The organism is Agrobacterium sp. 5Ca39, from assembly GCF_055382365.1.
Window position 1 is genome coordinate 892,326 of record NZ_AP026437.1, and the last position, 15,469, is coordinate 907,794.

Genomic DNA, 15,469 nt, shown 5'->3' on the forward strand with positions numbered 1-15,469 from the left:
ACAAACTCCCGATCGGAAGTGCGTAGGGCTGAAATCGTACGTGTGCAATAATAGGTTTTCTGAGGGCTGAAATTTGGAAATGAACGATACGGAATTTGGTGAAGGCTTACACATAGACCGACTTGTCGTTGAAGTTAATCAAGTGCAGCGCAGCTTGTTTATACGCCGCGAGACAACGGATTCTCAGATCGTTGGCCAGATTTTTGTGGATAACGCATTCAGTCTTTCCGGCTTGCCCTGCGAAGATAAATTACTGTCGAAGTTAGGCGACATACGAAGGTCGGGGAAGAGGCCGCTCATAATAGATGCAGGTGCAAATATTGGGCTTTCCGCAATCAGCTTTGTCGCACAGGTACCCGATTCACTGGTGGTTGCGATTGAGCCAGAACTGGGCAATTTTCGGATCTTGGTTGCGAACACGGAAGGTTTGCCGATTTTGCCTCTTCCTTTCGCGCTGGGCGGCCGTTTTGGCTTGGTGGAGGTTATGAATCCATTTGAAGGTGAATGGGGCTATCGCACGCAAACATTGGATAAAGACCAAGCCGGCGCCGATGCAATCCCTTCGATAACAGTGGGGGATATCTTGGACGAGTTTTCGGGCGCTTTTACGCCCTTCATTGTCAAGCTTGATATTGAGGGGGCGGAGAAAGATGTCTTTAGCTGTGACACCGGCTGGATTGACAAGGTGCCGCTTATAATCGTCGAGCCGCACGATTGGATGTTGCCAGGGGAGCTTTCATTTGCTCCTTTTCTTCGAGCGATTGCATTTTCCAACAGGGATTTTGTGATCCGCGGCGAAAATATATTCTCCACTTCTTTGATGACTTAGTTCTTCGCGGTGGAGGTGGAGAGGGATTTATGACAAATTCAAGAGAAAACAGTCTTACTGATAAATATAAAGATCTTCTAGTGATCGCCGCCGAAAGGATGAATATCCACTCCGGCCAATTAGGTAACAAAGATTTTGCTATCCAGTTTCGGTTGCTCGAATATACCGAAGCTGAGCATAGTCGAAAATTTCAAGATCTTAAAACGAAATTTGACGATCAGACTGCAGAAATCAATAGTCTAACCGTCGAAATTGCTTCGTTGAGAGCGGACAACCATATTCTGCGTGAATTGCACCGTTTGAGCCAAATACTGGCTCGCCGGGCTGGTAGATTTCCATTCTCGATTTATTTCCGCGTTAAGAAAAAATACAGGCGTATACTTAGATCTATTCGAAACTCATCGATTTCCGGTTCCAGTCTTAATGGGTATAGCGGCGCGTCAGCTTATGAACTCGCCACGCAGGACATATGTCAGCGATTTGGATCTTCGGAGCCAGATGATGCCATAAAGCCACTTCATATACTTGCTGGCAGCGAAGCCGTCGTCCGCAATGTTCTCGAACGCGCACCCGTACGGCCAAGTACTCCGACGGGTGTTGCGCCAAGCTTCAGCATTGTCACGCCCTTTTTCAAGCACGATGTTTTCTTTCGCAAATGCGCAGAAAGCGTCGCCGCGCTCTTTCGGTTTGAGGCTGCAAGAAACGTTTCTGACCTCCCTGAGTGGGTGGTTGTAAATGATGATCCCGGTTTCTCGAAAGAAGATCTATTAAGCTTTATACCTGACGAGCTGCGCGGACATGTGCAGATAATTTCGTATGGCGAAAATATAGGTATTGCAGCCGCTCTGAATAAAGGCATTCGTTCTGCGCGAAACGCCTGGGTGATGTTGCTCGATTGCGACGATATGATTGAAGCGAACGCGGTCGATGTTGTAACTCGTGCCATAAAGGCAAATCCCGGAGTTCGATATTTCAGCTCGGCTATGATCGACATCGACGAGGCTGGGACAGAGCTGCGTCGTAGAAAGCAGGATAACGCGCCAACGGAAATTTTCAGTGCGGGAATGGTGATGGGTCACCTTGTCGCTTTCTCAGTCGATATGTTTGAAGACTATGGCGGATTCAGTGAGAGTTTCTCCGGAGTTCAGGATTACGATCTTGCTTTAAGGGTTTCAGCTAAAGAAAGACTGGGGCGCATTTCTGATCACCTTTATAGATATCGATGGCATGGGGGGTCTGTTTCCGTTAGCCGTCGGCACCGCCAGGCACGTCTGACAGATAAAGTGCGCGTGGAATTCTTCCGCAATGAATTTAAGATCGAGCGCCCCTGCGCGGTCTCAAAAACAGAGCTGAGAGAAAAGCCGACCGCGCTGTGCATTATTCGCACACAGGGAAAGCGCATGGAACTTTTGACTTCAGCCGTAGAGTCGGTTCGAGACCAAAATATCGCAATGACGCCTTGCATCGTTGTTCACGGCGACGTTGCTACCCGCGATTTTGTAGCGAGGAATCTGCCGGCTGAGTTTTTCCAGGATGCGGACAACAGCTCAACCGTGGTTCTTTCTGCGCCCGACCTCGGCAGGCGCCGCGGCTATCCCTGTAATATTGGTCTGCAATATCTTAAAGACCATGCAGACAAATATGATTTCCTTTGTTTTCTCGACGACGACGATCATTTACTTCCGCGGTTTGGTGAACAGCTGGTGGACGCGGTGAGAATGAACAACGCTGATTTTGCCTATGGTATGACAAACGCATTACCGCAGCACGGTGCGCCATTTATCCAGCACAATCTCCTGCCAGCAACTGCGCTTTTTGTTGGCAATTTTATACCGATACACAGCTATCTCCTGCGGACTGAAATGGTGTTGGGATCGAACCTCAGTTTTGACGAAAGCCTTGATTACCTTGAGGACTGGGACTTCTTGGTGCAGGCTGTTGGGGCTGGAGCGAAAGGTGTCCCTCTGTTTGAAGTCGTTTCGGAGTACAGGCTGTTGGGAGACGGCAACACGAGCCATAGGAACGATCCCGCTCATTTTGAAGATTGTACGACCAAAGTGGTTTCACGTGGAAAGTCCCAAGCAAAAAAAGTGGGAGCCTCGCAGTTTTGGGCGGAAGTCTTAGATTTCCCCTCAGATAGACGCAAAGCGCTGAATGTTCACGAGATTGCACATCTTGACGCAACACGGAATCTCTTCCAGCCCTTGGAGATAAAATGAACTATCGCTTTCCCGGCATAAGCGTCCTGCTGCCAGTCTTTATGAGGGATGTATCAATAGAAAATATCGGTTTGCTGAAGGTCGCAATTCAATCAATTGCTGATCAGGAGTATGCCGGTCCGCTGGAAATACTGCTAATTGATGATGGTAGTCCTGTAGCCGTCGAAAATTTTAAGGATGAAATTGGTTCTGCCGCGGACTTGGTGCGTTGGATCCGATTGCCACACAATCGTGGTATCGTTTTCGCTCTCAATCAAGGGATAAAACATGCTCGATATGAGTTCATTGGTCGAATGGACGCAGATGACTGCTGGTTACCCGGCAAGCTGCGAGAGCAAATGAAGCTGTTTGCCGATGATAGCGATCTGTCGATAGTCGCTACAGGTATGAGTCGCGTTGATGCCAAGGGCGCCTTCATCGACAATCACATTCGTCCTGGCGATTGGAAGGGCATATTGAGTTTTTTTGTCGAAGGGGGCTGCCCGTTCCCCCACGGCAGCGTCGTAGCGCGCCGAGAGATTTATCAGTTTCTGGGAGGATATTCTCACGCGGCAGATGTACAGCATTGTGAAGATTACGCTCTCTGGGGTACATGGCTACGTTTTTTCAAGCCTGCGATGGTTGAGAAACCTCTTTACCAGTATCGGATGAGTGGAAGTTCAGTGTCATCACAGCACGAGTCCGCACAGCTGACGGCATCCCGTTTGGTTCGGCAAAGATTTGCGTCACTTCAACTGACAAACGATTTGCCTGAGGCGCTGCGGATGTTCGCGAAGGCGTTGGACTCCTCCCTGATCGAGGCAGGAAAAGTTGCATATGCGATGTGGCAGTATGGCGCGTGTTTTGCGCTGCCAGATTCAGCGCGCGAACCTCTTAGTGCTATTCTTCCTGACCGGTTAATTTGTAGTTGTGAACCGGCTTTGACTTGCCAATCCGTAATACGCTTATCGCCCGCCGCAACAGAAGGGAAATTGGTCGGCTTGGCAGCGCGGCCCTATTAGCGTTTTGGTGCCGACGATATTACAGAGGTAGGTTTTCTGCGATTTGAGAGTGGGTTCTGCTTGGCATATCGCTTATTTGAGTGTTGCCTAGAAATAGTCGATATTTGAATATCGGATCAGTCTCTCGACTTAACTCGGGGAATAGGGTATCCGCCTCCATACTAGGGGCAGCGTATCCGCCGAGGAAAACAATGACTAACGACCCTGACTATGACGGCGAACGTTATATACAAGCCATCGATGGAGATTTCGGCATCGAGCGTCTACATCGATATCATCTGGCAAAAGATGCTGTCAGAGATAAAGATATCTTGGATTTGGGAAGTGGTGATGGAGCTGGAACCGCGCTTTTAGCGGAAATTTGCCGGTCCGCGGTTGGCGTGGAGGCTTCAGACGAAGCAGTGCTTTGTGCTCGAGCAAAGTATAACGCCGAGAATATTTCCTTCAGAGTCGGGTCGTGGGTAGATATTCCCGCGTCTCCCACGTCTTTGGATGTTGTTCTCTGCTTGGGAACGTTAGAAAATGTCAAGAATCATGAGCGTTTTATACAGGAGGTAAAGCGTGTTTTGCGTTCTGACGGAGTATTGATTGTCTTCAAGCCGGAGGAGATCGGGGACGCAACGGTGGGACCGGTTAGTTCTCTCCTCACGGATGATCTTTTCAATCAACATTTCCGCGAAGCGTTGGAGGGTGACTCCAACCACATGTTAATTTACAGTCAAAAAATCAGTTTTGACTCAATCGTGGCGTCGGAAGACCACGTTGCATCTTCCTTTGAATACATAGCCCGGACCGCCGTACCTAACAATAGGGTGATCGCTCCTGTGGATTTGCCTGTCGCAACTTGGGATCTTCCAGATGAGAACACAAGCAGGAGCAAGGTCGTCTCACATGGCGTCAAATCGGCTGAAGCCATTTTAAGGCACTTAGAGTTGGAAAAGGCCCAGTGGTCTGATGCTCTGATGAGGGACATCGATCATATTTCGGGACAGGTGGATGCGCTTCAGCGAAGCAATTGGATGAGCAAGGCTTCGTTGGGTAAACTGTTGAAGCGACTGATTTATGCTAGACTGCTTTACGCGTTATCAAATGTTAAAGCTTTCGGTACGCGTCGCCGAAAAAGATTTTTGAAGTCGGCCGAGAAACGTGATCCCATGTTGTTATCACGCAAGGTAGATCAATTTTGCCTCGACTATTATCGGAAGATAACGACGAATAAAATTATCGCTGAGAGCCGATCGAATATTCAAGAGCGCAGTGGAGTAACAGTAACTGCGATTGTGCCGAATTTCAATCATGCACGATATCTCCCGCAGCGTCTTGATAGTATCTTGGCTCAGACATATCCGCTGATCGATATTCTTGTGCTCGACGACTGTTCCAGCGACGATAGCAGGCTGATCATTGAATCCTACGTCAACCGGTTCCCGGGGCGAATTAAGGCCATCTATAATACCATAAACTCTGGCAATGTTTTTCACCAATGGCAAAAAGGGCATTCTCAGGCAAAGGGTGATCTCGTTTGGATCTGCGAAAGCGACGATTTTTGCGAGCCGACATTTATTGAGCGGACGATAAATACATTTAGAGATCCCAGCGTGATGTTGGCGTTTGGTCGAACTCAGTTCGTAAATGAGGAGGGCGACTACTTTACGGGCTTGGACCAATATCGAGAAGAAAGCGAGCCTGGCATTTGGGATGGTCGTATAGTCCGTCCGGCAGCGCAATGGTTTCGTGGCGGTTTCGGTGTGAAGAATGTAATTGCAAACGTTGGCGGCAGTTTATGGCGCCGTTGCGATATTCCGTGCGAAGTTTGGGAAAAAGCTCGAAGTTTTACAATCATGGGAGATTGGTATCTTTATTCCGTTATAGCCGCTGGTGGTCAAATTGCTTACGAGCCGAGCGCAGTTAGCTATTTCCGTATTCATCGGAACAATACTTCAGGTAAGACCGCCCAATCCAAACCGGAATATTATAGAGAATATGGCCGGCTGATGACGAGCTTGAAGGAACGTTGGGATATTCCGGACGACACACTCGATCGCTTTATCGAAGTTTGCCGTACGGTTGCGAGGGGCGCGGGAATTGTTGGCGCGCACTTTGATTCGGCACTAAACGAACCTGCTCTACGCGCCGTACAGCGAAAAAACATTCATGTCCTTATTGGAATTTTAGGTTTTTCTTTCGGTGGGGGGGAAATATTTCCTATTCACCTCGCAAATGCGCTGCGCCGGAAAGGCGCTATGGTTTCGATACTCCAGATACATGATGTAGACGATCATCCGGACGTTAGGGGTATGCTGAATGCCGGCATTCCAGTGTATACGGTAAACGCGGTGCGTGATGTGGGAATTGATAACTTCATCGAAAATGCAGGGATTTCCATCGTGCATTCACATGTTGCGAATGTTGAGGGATTTTTGTTGAAGCGCGATCACATTTCCGTCCCATATATCACGACTTTGCACGGCTCGTACGAAGCGATGGATATTGGAACAAAGAGGATCGCGCGGTGGAGCAGAAAAATCGACAGATTCGCGTATACGGCGGATCGGAATCTGGAGCCCTTTAGCAATATACAGATCCCCAAACACAAATTTCTGAAGATAAAGAATGCTATGCCTGTCGATATGGCGGCGTTTCCAACTACGCGCGCGCAGTTGGGTGTAGGCGAAGATGCAGTTGTCTTTTCTCTGGTTGCAAGAGGGCGTGAAGGGAAGGGCTGGTCTGAAGCGGTGAAAGCCTATTTGCTTTTACGGCAAAGACGGCCTGATATACCTATGGCCTTGCTTATGGTTGGAGAAGGCCCCGAAACGGAGGTAGCAAAGCAATTGGCGCTTTCGGATCCAACGATTCATTTTCTTGGCTTTGTGAAGGAGGTTCACGGACTGTACCGCATGAGCGATGTTGCCCTAATTCCAACGCGCTTTCCAGGAGAGTCTTATCCTCTTTGTTTAATACAGGCGCTACAGGTTGGTGTGCCATGCGTCGCTACCGATATCGGCGAGATCAAAGCCATGTCCCGGGTCGGCAGCAAACAAGCTGGGATCATTATCGCAAATGATAGTGATGATGGTCGGTTCATAGCGCAGCTGACGGCTGCAATGGAGAATATTTTGGACGACTCGGTCCGCGCTGCACTTCGGGAAAATGCCGGCGTATTAGGAAAGTCGTATGATATAGATGTGTTGGCGAGTGAATATTTAGATGAGTACAACTCGATCATAAGTCGCCGCCGTTCTGTAGCCGAAATGAGGTGATTGGCCTTTCATGAATATATTGGTTCTTGGAGGAGGTGGATTCATAGGATGCCATCTTGTGGAAGATCTGGTGGCTGCTGGGCATGTAGTTACGGTTATGGGAAGAAGTCTTGTATCCTCCCGTCCTCTTCACGCTGAGGTCCAGTACGTCTCAGGAGATATCGCTGATAGCTCGCTGATGCGTAAGGTTCTGAGGAATGTAGATGCCGTTGCTCATCTTGTGAGTGGTACGGTCCCTTCGACTGGCGACAAGGATCCAGGCAGAGACGTGGAAGTCAACCTGCTAGGAACCCTAAGTCTGTTAGAGGATATGGCTGCATTGGGAATAAAGAGGATACTTTTTCTGTCTTCCGGCGGCACGGTTTACGGAAAACCGCAGGAAGTTCCGATTGCAGAGGGACACATTCTCGATCCGATTTGTTCGTACGGTGTAGTGAAGGTCGCAATTGAGTCATATTTGAAACTGTACGAGAGAAAAGCTGGGTTGCAACCGATTGTCGTCCGTGCGTCTAACCCCTACGGCCCGTATCAGGGGAACCTTGGCGTGCAGGGCATTATCGGCACATACCTTAACCTTGCTCTGAAACATCAACCCATCGAAATTTGGGGCGATGGATCAACCATTAGGGATTATATCCACGTCAAGGATCTCACTGGCCTCTGCGTCGCCGCGTTGCAAAGCGGCAAGATCGGTATTTACAACGGCGGAAGTGGCACCGGCACGTCAGTACTACAGATAGCAGAAGTGGTTCAGGAAATTACGGGCAACACCTTGCCGATTGTTTACAAACCCCATCGCAGCATTGACGTTCCCGTATCGGTTCTCGACGTCCAGCGAGCTAAGATGGATTTCGCCTGGCGTGCGAAGATTGGCCTCAAGGAAGGCATCGCTGGCGTTTGGTCGTGGCTAAAGGAAAGACAGGCAAAGCCCTAATTCGTTTCGCAAAATTTGCGCGTGTTGAATCAGATCATTGGCCGATAGCGTTTCTACTGACTGCTCCTTTTAAAAAACCGAGAGCTTTCGCCCGACGCCGCGCTGAGAAAATAACGCAAGGCGACGTCAACAGGACGAGGGCCTGAATGAATGTCGAGATTCGTGGGAAGGGCCTTTTGTACTTGAGGCCGGTGTAAATCCTCGACTGAGCCATATGAAACGCTTTTAGCCGCGCGATCTCGGGCGATCGTCCGGAGGAATGTCCTGCTGCGTGAACGATGAGTGCATTGTGCACGAACATGAGCGGGCCCAGCCGCTCTAGGCGGAGAGAAAGGTCGTCGTCTTCATGGTAAAGGAAAATATTGGGATCAAAACCACCAACCTCTTCAAAAATTTGCTTTGAGACGAAAAACGCGGCGCCGCTCAGGACTGGTACGGTGGTGTCGGTCTTAGGCCATCCTCTTTTCATGTAGCGGGTGCGCGGTAAGAGCCATGAGCGCCGTTTGAAATACTCGCTCCCGTCCGAGTTCGCGATCCGCGGATTGAAAGCGAAAGCAGAAGGATATTTCTCGACCGCCTCAAGCAGTGCTTCCAGCGCGCCAGGTTCTAACCTCGCATCTGGGTTTAAAAACATGATCCATGGCGTCCGAACGGCTTCGGCCCCTGCGTTGCAACCACGGCCAAACCCCAAATTCTCATCAAGCGAGACGACGTCTATTCGTCTTCCGATGGGAAGATTCGCGAAACTGTTAGTTCTTCCACTGTCTACCAGCACAATCGGTGTTTCGTCAGGTATCGAAGCGATCAGATCGGGTAGTAGCGCATCGCTTTTGTAGCAAACGGAAACAATCGTCACGGCTGAGAGCGGGAATTTTGCCATTTCACATTCATTACTTGGGAAGATGGCTCGTATCTGCCTTTATTTTCGCGACGCCGCCGTCGAACGAATTGAGCTTAAACGAACCGATCGGATTTCGCAAAGAATTACGAATAGCGGACGCGTTTAGGAGTATGCTGCGAGCCTTCTCAAGTAAACACCATAATCGCTTTTACCAGCTTTGTCTGCGAGTACTGAGAATTCGAATTTCGTGATGAAGCCCTTTGTCAAGGCAATCTCTTCCGGACATGCGATTTTGAAGCCTTGCCGTTTCTCCAGGGTGCGCACAAATTCGCCAGCTTCGAGGAGGCTTTCCGGTGTGCCCGTGTCAAGCCAAGCGTAGCCGCGGCCCATGATTGACACCTTCAATTTGCCTCGCTCAAGATAGATCCGATTGACATCGGTGATCTCATATTCGCCGCGTGCCGAGGGCATGAGATCGGCGACGATGTCCACCACATCGGCGTCATAGAAATATAGCCCGGTAACAGCCCAATTCGACTTCGGCTGTAGCGGTTTTTCCTCGATTGAAAGTGCTCGCATATTGTCATCGAAATCGACGACGCCATAACGCTCGGGATCGTTTACTTGATAAGCGAAAACCGTCGCTCCATCGTTGACACTCGTGCCAGCCTGTAGAAGCTCCGGCAATCCATGACCATAATAGATGTTGTCACCCAAAATGAGGCAAGATGGCGAACCGGCCACGAAGTCCGCACCGATCATATAGGCCTGCGCGAGCCCGTCCGGACTGGGTTGAACCGCATACTCGATTGAAAGCCCCCATTTCGAACCGTCGCCCAGAAGTGATTGGAACAGCGGCATGTCATGGGGGGTCGAGATGACGAGAATCTCACGAATGCCGGCAAGCATCAGCGTCGTCAGCGGATAATAGATCATCGGCTTATCGTACACCGGCAGGATCTGCTTGGAGACAGCCAATGTCATGGGGTGAAGGCGCGTACCGCTGCCTCCGGCCAGAATAATGCCTTTCATGGCGTTTCCTTTTTGCTCTGCGCAAGAGCGGTAACGACCGCGCGCGTTGACGTTTGCCAGTCCGGCTGTGTTACGCCGTAAACCGCTTCCAGCTTGCTACAATCAAGCCGCGAGTTTGCCGGACGCCGAGCTGGTGTAGGGTACTGTGCAGTCGTGATGTCGTTGACGATCATCGACTTTCCGCCGTTTTCTTCAGAAAATGCGAATATCTGTTTCGCGAAATTCGCCCAGTTCGTTTCCCCGGTTCCGGAAAGATGAAAAACTCCACGGAGACTGATCGAGGAATCATCCAGGAGTTTTCTTGCGATTGCTACTATAGCGGCAGCGATATCGTTGGCCGAAGTAGGGCATCCGAACTGGTCCGCAACGACATTGATTTGGTCGCGGTTCTCGCCGAGCCGGAGCATTGTCTTCACGAAGTTGTTGCCATATTCCGAATAGACCCATGCGGTCCGCAGAACCACATAATTGTCGGTGGCCTCCGAAACGGCGCGTTCGCCTTCGAGCTTCGAGCGGCCGTAGACGGAAGTGGGGCCTGTCGGATCACTTTCGACATAAGCGGTGTCCTTGGTGCCGTCGAAAACATAATCCGTAGAGAGATGAATGACGGGAATACCGAGGTCATTTGCCGCCTGCGCGACGGCCCTTGCTCCGTCCCGATTAACGGCAAAAGCGATTTCCGGCTCGCTTTCTGCCTTGTCGACAGCGGTGTAGGCAGCAGCCGATACCACAGCATCGGGCTTTACCTCTCGTAGCGCCTTCAAAACAGTTTCAGGCTGGGCTAGGTCGAGTTCCGGCCGACCAATAGCCACGATCTCCAGCTCGGCGCTCGCCAGTGCCTGAAGGGCGGTGACGACCTGACCATTTTTGCCCGTAACTGCCAGCCGCATTCGTTCAGCCCTTCGTCAGAACGCCAAGGCGTTCTCCGGCATAAACACCCTCGCGAAGCGGTTGCCACCACCATTCATTGTCGAGATACCATTGCACGGTCTTGCGGATGCCAGTTGCAAAATTTTCCTGTGCTTTCCAGCCGAGCTCGGTTTCGAGCTTCGTTGCATCAATGGCGTAGCGCGCATCGTGACCAGGGCGATCGGTAACGTATTTGATAAGCTCGGCATAGGGTTTGGATTGAGGGCGCAGTTCGTCGAGAATAGAGCAGATGCAGTTCACCACATCGATATTCTTCTGCTCGTTTCTGCCGCCGACATTGTACTTCTCGCCGACAAGACCCTTTTGAACGATGAGCCACAGGGCGCGGGCATGGTCTTCCACATAAAGCCAGTCTCGAATGTTTGTACCGTTGCCATAAACCGGCAGCGGTTTGCCATCCAACGCGTTGAGAATGATCAGCGGAATGAGCTTTTCCGGGAAGTGGAACGGGCCGTAATTATTGGAGCAGTTGGAAATGACGACCGGAAGGCCATAGGTGCGCTGCCAGGCTGTGGCGAGATGATCGCTTGCGGCTTTCGAGGCGGAGTATGGCGAGGACGGGTCGTAAGGGGTTGTTTCCTCGAAAAGACCCTGGTCCCCGAGCGAGCCATAAACCTCATCGGTTGACACATGAAGCATGCGGAATTCCGCCTTGGCGTCGCCCTCAAGACCACTCCAATATTGCCGCGCCGCCTCCAGCATCGTGAAAGTGCCGTTGATGTTGGTCTGAATGAAATCAGCGGCGCCTGTGATGGAGCGATCGACGTGGCTCTCGGCTGCGAGATGCATCACGTAATCCGGCTGGAATGTCGCGAAGGCGTCATTCATCGCAACCCGGTCACATATGTCGGCCTGAAGGAAGCGGTGATTGGGTGCATTTTCGATCGGCTCGAGGGACGCCAGATTTCCTGCATATGTCAGTTTGTCGACGGTGAGGACATCCGCGCTGATCTCGCTCACGAGATAACGTACGAGGGCCGAGCCGATAAATCCGGCGCCGCCGGTAACTAGAACGCGCATCATCAGTTTCCAGTGTTTTGGTAAGTAAAATATTCAGGCAATTCCGACAGAAGCGGTTGCTTGCCGTCCTTCTCGGAGAGGACGTAGCCCTCGAGCTTCGGCCAATTGATGCCGATGGCCGGGTCATCCCATTTGACGCCGCGGTCATTGGCGGCACTATAGGGCGCAGTCACCTTGTATGAGATGACCGTGTCGTCAACGAGCGTCATAAAACCGTGGGCAAATCCCGCCGGAATCCACAGCTGCTCGCCATTTTCGGGTGAGAGCTCGACAGCAGCCCATTGCCCAAAGGTGGGGGATCCTGTCCTGATATCCACCGCAACATCCAGCAGCCGCCCACGAATACAGCGAACGAGCTTGCCCTGTGCAAAAGGCTCTGTCTGAAAATGAAGTCCTCGTACGGTCCCGGCCTGTGCGGACAGGGATTCATTATCCTGCACAAACTTCACATCAGCCACATTGTCGCGAAACCAATCCCTCTTGAAAACCTCGCTGAAGTAACCCCTGTTGTCGCCGAAACGAGCCGGGGTTATCTTTTTCAAGCCTGGTATCGTGAATGCTTCTAGTTGCACTATGCGGATCCTGTCTGGTCAGCCTCTCAAGGTGATATGGCTTTATCGGCAGGGACAGTCAATAACGCTTTATTGATCGCCCCCACAAGAGCGACGGAATCTCCGACAAACAACACGAAGACAGCCTGTTGGGTCGTGGCGTGTGTTTCACGTATAGCGAGTGATCTGCTGTCAGCAGAAGTTCGCCGAAGCTAGATCCGCGGATGCGGCATGAACGCTCCTCGGCTTCGTCAGCTGTTTCAGCGTCCCAAGGGTGCTATCAAGGCCGACGGCCGAGAGGAAGCGGATACTTGCTCAATAGCCGTCTCGTCTATCGGTGCTGCGTGGAGGTAAATATTGCCGGAAAAACCCACTCCTATTTCCACATGGCCCTCATCCGCGCACCGACATCGATCCGGATTTGCTGTGCGCTACGCTCCGAAGCGGCAGCCGATACCAGTGGCCAGCTCATCGTTTCGAAAAATTGCAATAGCGTCGCCGGGATGAAGCGGGTTCTGGCGGCGTAAACATGCCGGTCACCCTGCTGACTCTGCCCGCCTGTGAAGAAGCGTTGGGGCGTGATCAGCGACAGGCTGTCCTTGGCGCGCGTCATGGCGACGTAGAGCAGCCGGCGTTCCTCCTCCAGTTCCTGGGTGGTGCCGACGCCGAGGTCGGAGGGGATGCAGCCGTCGACCACATTGAGGATGAAGACGGCGCGCCACTCTTGGCCTTTGGCGGAATGGATGGTCGAGAGGCTGAGATAATCCTCGTCAAGCAGCGGCACGCCGGCCTGATCGCTGGTGGCGTCCGGCGGATCGAGCGTCAGCTCGGTCAGAAAGCGCTCGCGCGATGGGTAGCCGCCGGCGATCTGCTCTAGCTGCAGCAGATCGGCCTTGCGGGTGTCCGCATCCTCATGCAGGCGTTCCAGATGCGGTTCGTACCACAGCCGCGCCTGCCCGATCTGGCCCGGCCAGTCATTCGGCGCGTGTCGCAGGCCCACCAGCATTTGCGTGAAGGCTGTCCAGTCATCGCCAGTTTTCGGCGGCGTCGGAATTTCGGCGAGGGCAAGCAAGGGTTCGGGATCCCTCGCGATTGTCTCGAGAATATTGCCAGCCTTTTTTGGTCCGATGCCTGGCAGCATCTGCAGCAGCCGGAAACCGGCGACGCGGTCGCGCGGGTTCTGTGCGAAGCGCAGCACGGCCAGCATGTCTTTCACATGGGCGCTGTCCAGGAATTTCAGGCCGCCGAATTTGACGAAGGGGATGTTGCGGCGGGTCAGTTCCACCTCGAGCGGGCCGCTATGGCTGGAGGTGCGGAACAGCACGGCCTGCTGTTTCAGCGTCATGCCGCTCTCGCGATTGGCGAGGATCTGGTCGATGATGAAGTTCGCCTGCTCGGTTTCATCCTTGACCGTTACGAGCCTTGGGCGCTCGAGCGATACCCGTTCGGTCCAGAGGTTCTTGGTGAAGCGCTCGCGCGCGAGATCGATGACCCCGTTGGCGGCTGCAAGGATCGGCTGCGTCGAGCGATAGTTGCGATCCAGCGTGATGATATCGGCCGCCGGGCTGAAGGAAGCCGGGAAATCGAGGATGTTGCGCACTGTCGCCGCCCGGAAGGAATAGATCGACTGCGCATCGTCACCCACCACGGTCAAGCCGCGGCCACCGGGCTTCAGCGCCATCAGCACCGAAGCCTGCAGCCGGTTGGTATCCTGATATTCATCGACCATCACATGGTCGAAGCGGTTGCCTATATCGTCAGCCAGAACGGGGTCGCTGACCATCTGGGCCCAGTAGAGCAGAAGATCGTCGTAATCGAGCACGTTCTGGACCTGCTTGGCCTCGACATAGGCCGCGAACAGTTCCCTGAGTTCGCTTTCCCAGTTGGCAACCCAGGGATAGTGCTGGCGCAGGATGTCCTTGAGTGGTGTCTGGGAATTCACGACGCGCGAATAGATCGCAAGACAGGTGCCCTTCGTCGGAAAGCGGCTTTCGGTTTTGGAAAAACCCAATTCGTGCCGGGCAAGGTTCATCAGGTCGGCGCTGTCTTCTCTGTCGTGGATGGTGAAATCGATGTTGAGGCCGATCTGCTCGGCGTAGATGCGCAACAGCCGTGCACCAATGCCGTGAAACGTGCCGGACCAGGCCAATGCATCTGTCATGATTGCCGAATTTGCCCCGAGGACCTGCTTGCATATCCGTTCGACACGGCGCGCCATCTCGGAAGCTGCGCGCCGTGAGAACGTCATCAGCAGGATGCGGCGGGGATCGGCGCCATTCACGATCAGATGCGCAACACGGTGAGCCAGCGTGTTGGTCTTTCCCGAGCCGGCGCCGGCGATGATCAGAAGCGGACCGGCGACATGTCCATCCACCAGTCCAACACCATGTTCCACGGCCTTGCGTTGCTGCTCGTTCAGTTTTTCCAGATAGGCAACCGCCATCCTGCACCAATCCTCGATATTTGCCCCAGGCGAAGTTGCCTGCCCGAAAACGGCGGGCGACTGAGCCTGCGCCGCCATGTGGCCTTCGTGCCGCAATGATTAGCAAAGACTCAAACAGCAAGCCAGAACAAATGCTGAACGTAAAGGCCTTGCTGCACAAGTCCGGTTGGAGCCATCACCTGACAGCTCGATTTCTGAAGTCTCTTCCTCGAATGTTGCCTCAGGAGCGGAAGCGGATATGCTGTCGGCGCATCGCCGGAAATCAGATGAGGCAGTTGTCTCATTGGTTTGAAATAAAGAGATATTTCATGTTTTCCGAGGCGCTTTTCCTGCTTTTTCCGGGAGCGTTGAACGCTATCGGGTTTAACGGTCATTACCCCGGAAGATGCTTATTCACTGGGAGGAAAAA

The 15,469-nt window shown here is 52.4% G+C and carries 11 protein-coding genes; 5 read left to right on the forward strand and 6 right to left on the reverse strand.

Features of this window, described 5'->3' with window-relative positions:
- The first annotated feature begins 79 nt into the window (after window positions 1-79).
- The 5 genes from ACZ47E_RS17785 (at window position 80) to ACZ47E_RS17805 (ending at window position 8,243) form a co-directional block, all read left to right on the forward strand.
- Window positions 80-829: an FkbM family methyltransferase gene (locus tag ACZ47E_RS17785; protein ID WP_464017094.1), complete on the forward strand. Its 750-nt coding sequence runs from the start codon at window positions 80-82 to the stop codon at window positions 827-829.
- Window positions 830-858: 29 nt separating this feature from the next.
- Window positions 859-3,048 (forward strand): glycosyltransferase, encoded by a 2,190-nt coding sequence (locus tag ACZ47E_RS17790; protein ID WP_464017095.1) that lies wholly within the window; start codon window positions 859-861, stop codon window positions 3,046-3,048.
- Window positions 3,045-4,049, forward strand: coding sequence for a glycosyltransferase (locus ACZ47E_RS17795; RefSeq protein WP_464017096.1), 1,005 nt, complete (start codon window positions 3,045-3,047; stop codon window positions 4,047-4,049). Before ACZ47E_RS17790 ends, ACZ47E_RS17795 begins: the two co-directional genes overlap by 4 nt.
- Window positions 4,050-4,240: 191 nt before the next feature.
- A complete protein-coding gene (locus ACZ47E_RS17800; RefSeq protein WP_464017097.1) occupies window positions 4,241-7,309 on the forward strand; it encodes a glycosyltransferase in 3,069 nt (1,022 codons plus the stop codon).
- 10 nt (window positions 7,310-7,319) lie between these two features.
- Window positions 7,320-8,243 (forward strand): NAD-dependent epimerase/dehydratase family protein, encoded by a 924-nt coding sequence (locus tag ACZ47E_RS17805; RefSeq protein ID WP_464017098.1) that lies wholly within the window; start codon window positions 7,320-7,322, stop codon window positions 8,241-8,243.
- Window positions 8,244-8,277: 34 nt separating this feature from the next.
- On the opposite strand, the gene ACZ47E_RS17810 is transcribed toward ACZ47E_RS17805, so the two are convergent.
- From ACZ47E_RS17810 to ACZ47E_RS17835, 6 genes are all read right to left on the reverse strand, one after another.
- Window positions 8,278-9,123, reverse strand: coding sequence for a glycosyltransferase family 2 protein (locus ACZ47E_RS17810; protein WP_464017099.1), 846 nt, complete (start codon window positions 9,121-9,123; stop codon window positions 8,278-8,280).
- A gap of 123 nt (window positions 9,124-9,246) precedes the next feature.
- Window positions 9,247-10,116 (reverse strand): glucose-1-phosphate thymidylyltransferase RfbA, encoded by an 870-nt coding sequence (rfbA, locus tag ACZ47E_RS17815; RefSeq protein WP_464017100.1) that lies wholly within the window; start codon window positions 10,114-10,116, stop codon window positions 9,247-9,249.
- Entirely contained in the window at window positions 10,113-11,006 is an 894-nt protein-coding gene (gene rfbD / locus ACZ47E_RS17820; RefSeq protein ID WP_464017101.1) for a dTDP-4-dehydrorhamnose reductase, read from the reverse strand. The genes rfbA and rfbD overlap by 4 nt, the downstream gene beginning before the upstream one ends.
- A 4-nt stretch (window positions 11,007-11,010) precedes the next feature.
- On the reverse strand, window positions 11,011-12,066 hold the full coding sequence (rfbB, locus tag ACZ47E_RS17825; protein WP_464017102.1) for a dTDP-glucose 4,6-dehydratase: 1,056 nt from the start codon (window positions 12,064-12,066) through the stop codon (window positions 11,011-11,013).
- Between the two features lie 2 nt (window positions 12,067-12,068).
- Window positions 12,069-12,638, reverse strand: a complete 570-nt coding sequence (rfbC, locus tag ACZ47E_RS17830; protein WP_464017103.1) for a dTDP-4-dehydrorhamnose 3,5-epimerase — start codon at window positions 12,636-12,638, stop codon at window positions 12,069-12,071.
- 355 nt (window positions 12,639-12,993) lie between these two features.
- Window positions 12,994-15,060 (reverse strand): ATP-dependent helicase, encoded by a 2,067-nt coding sequence (locus ACZ47E_RS17835; RefSeq protein ID WP_464017190.1) that lies wholly within the window; start codon window positions 15,058-15,060, stop codon window positions 12,994-12,996.
- Window positions 15,061-15,469: the final 409 nt, after the last annotated feature.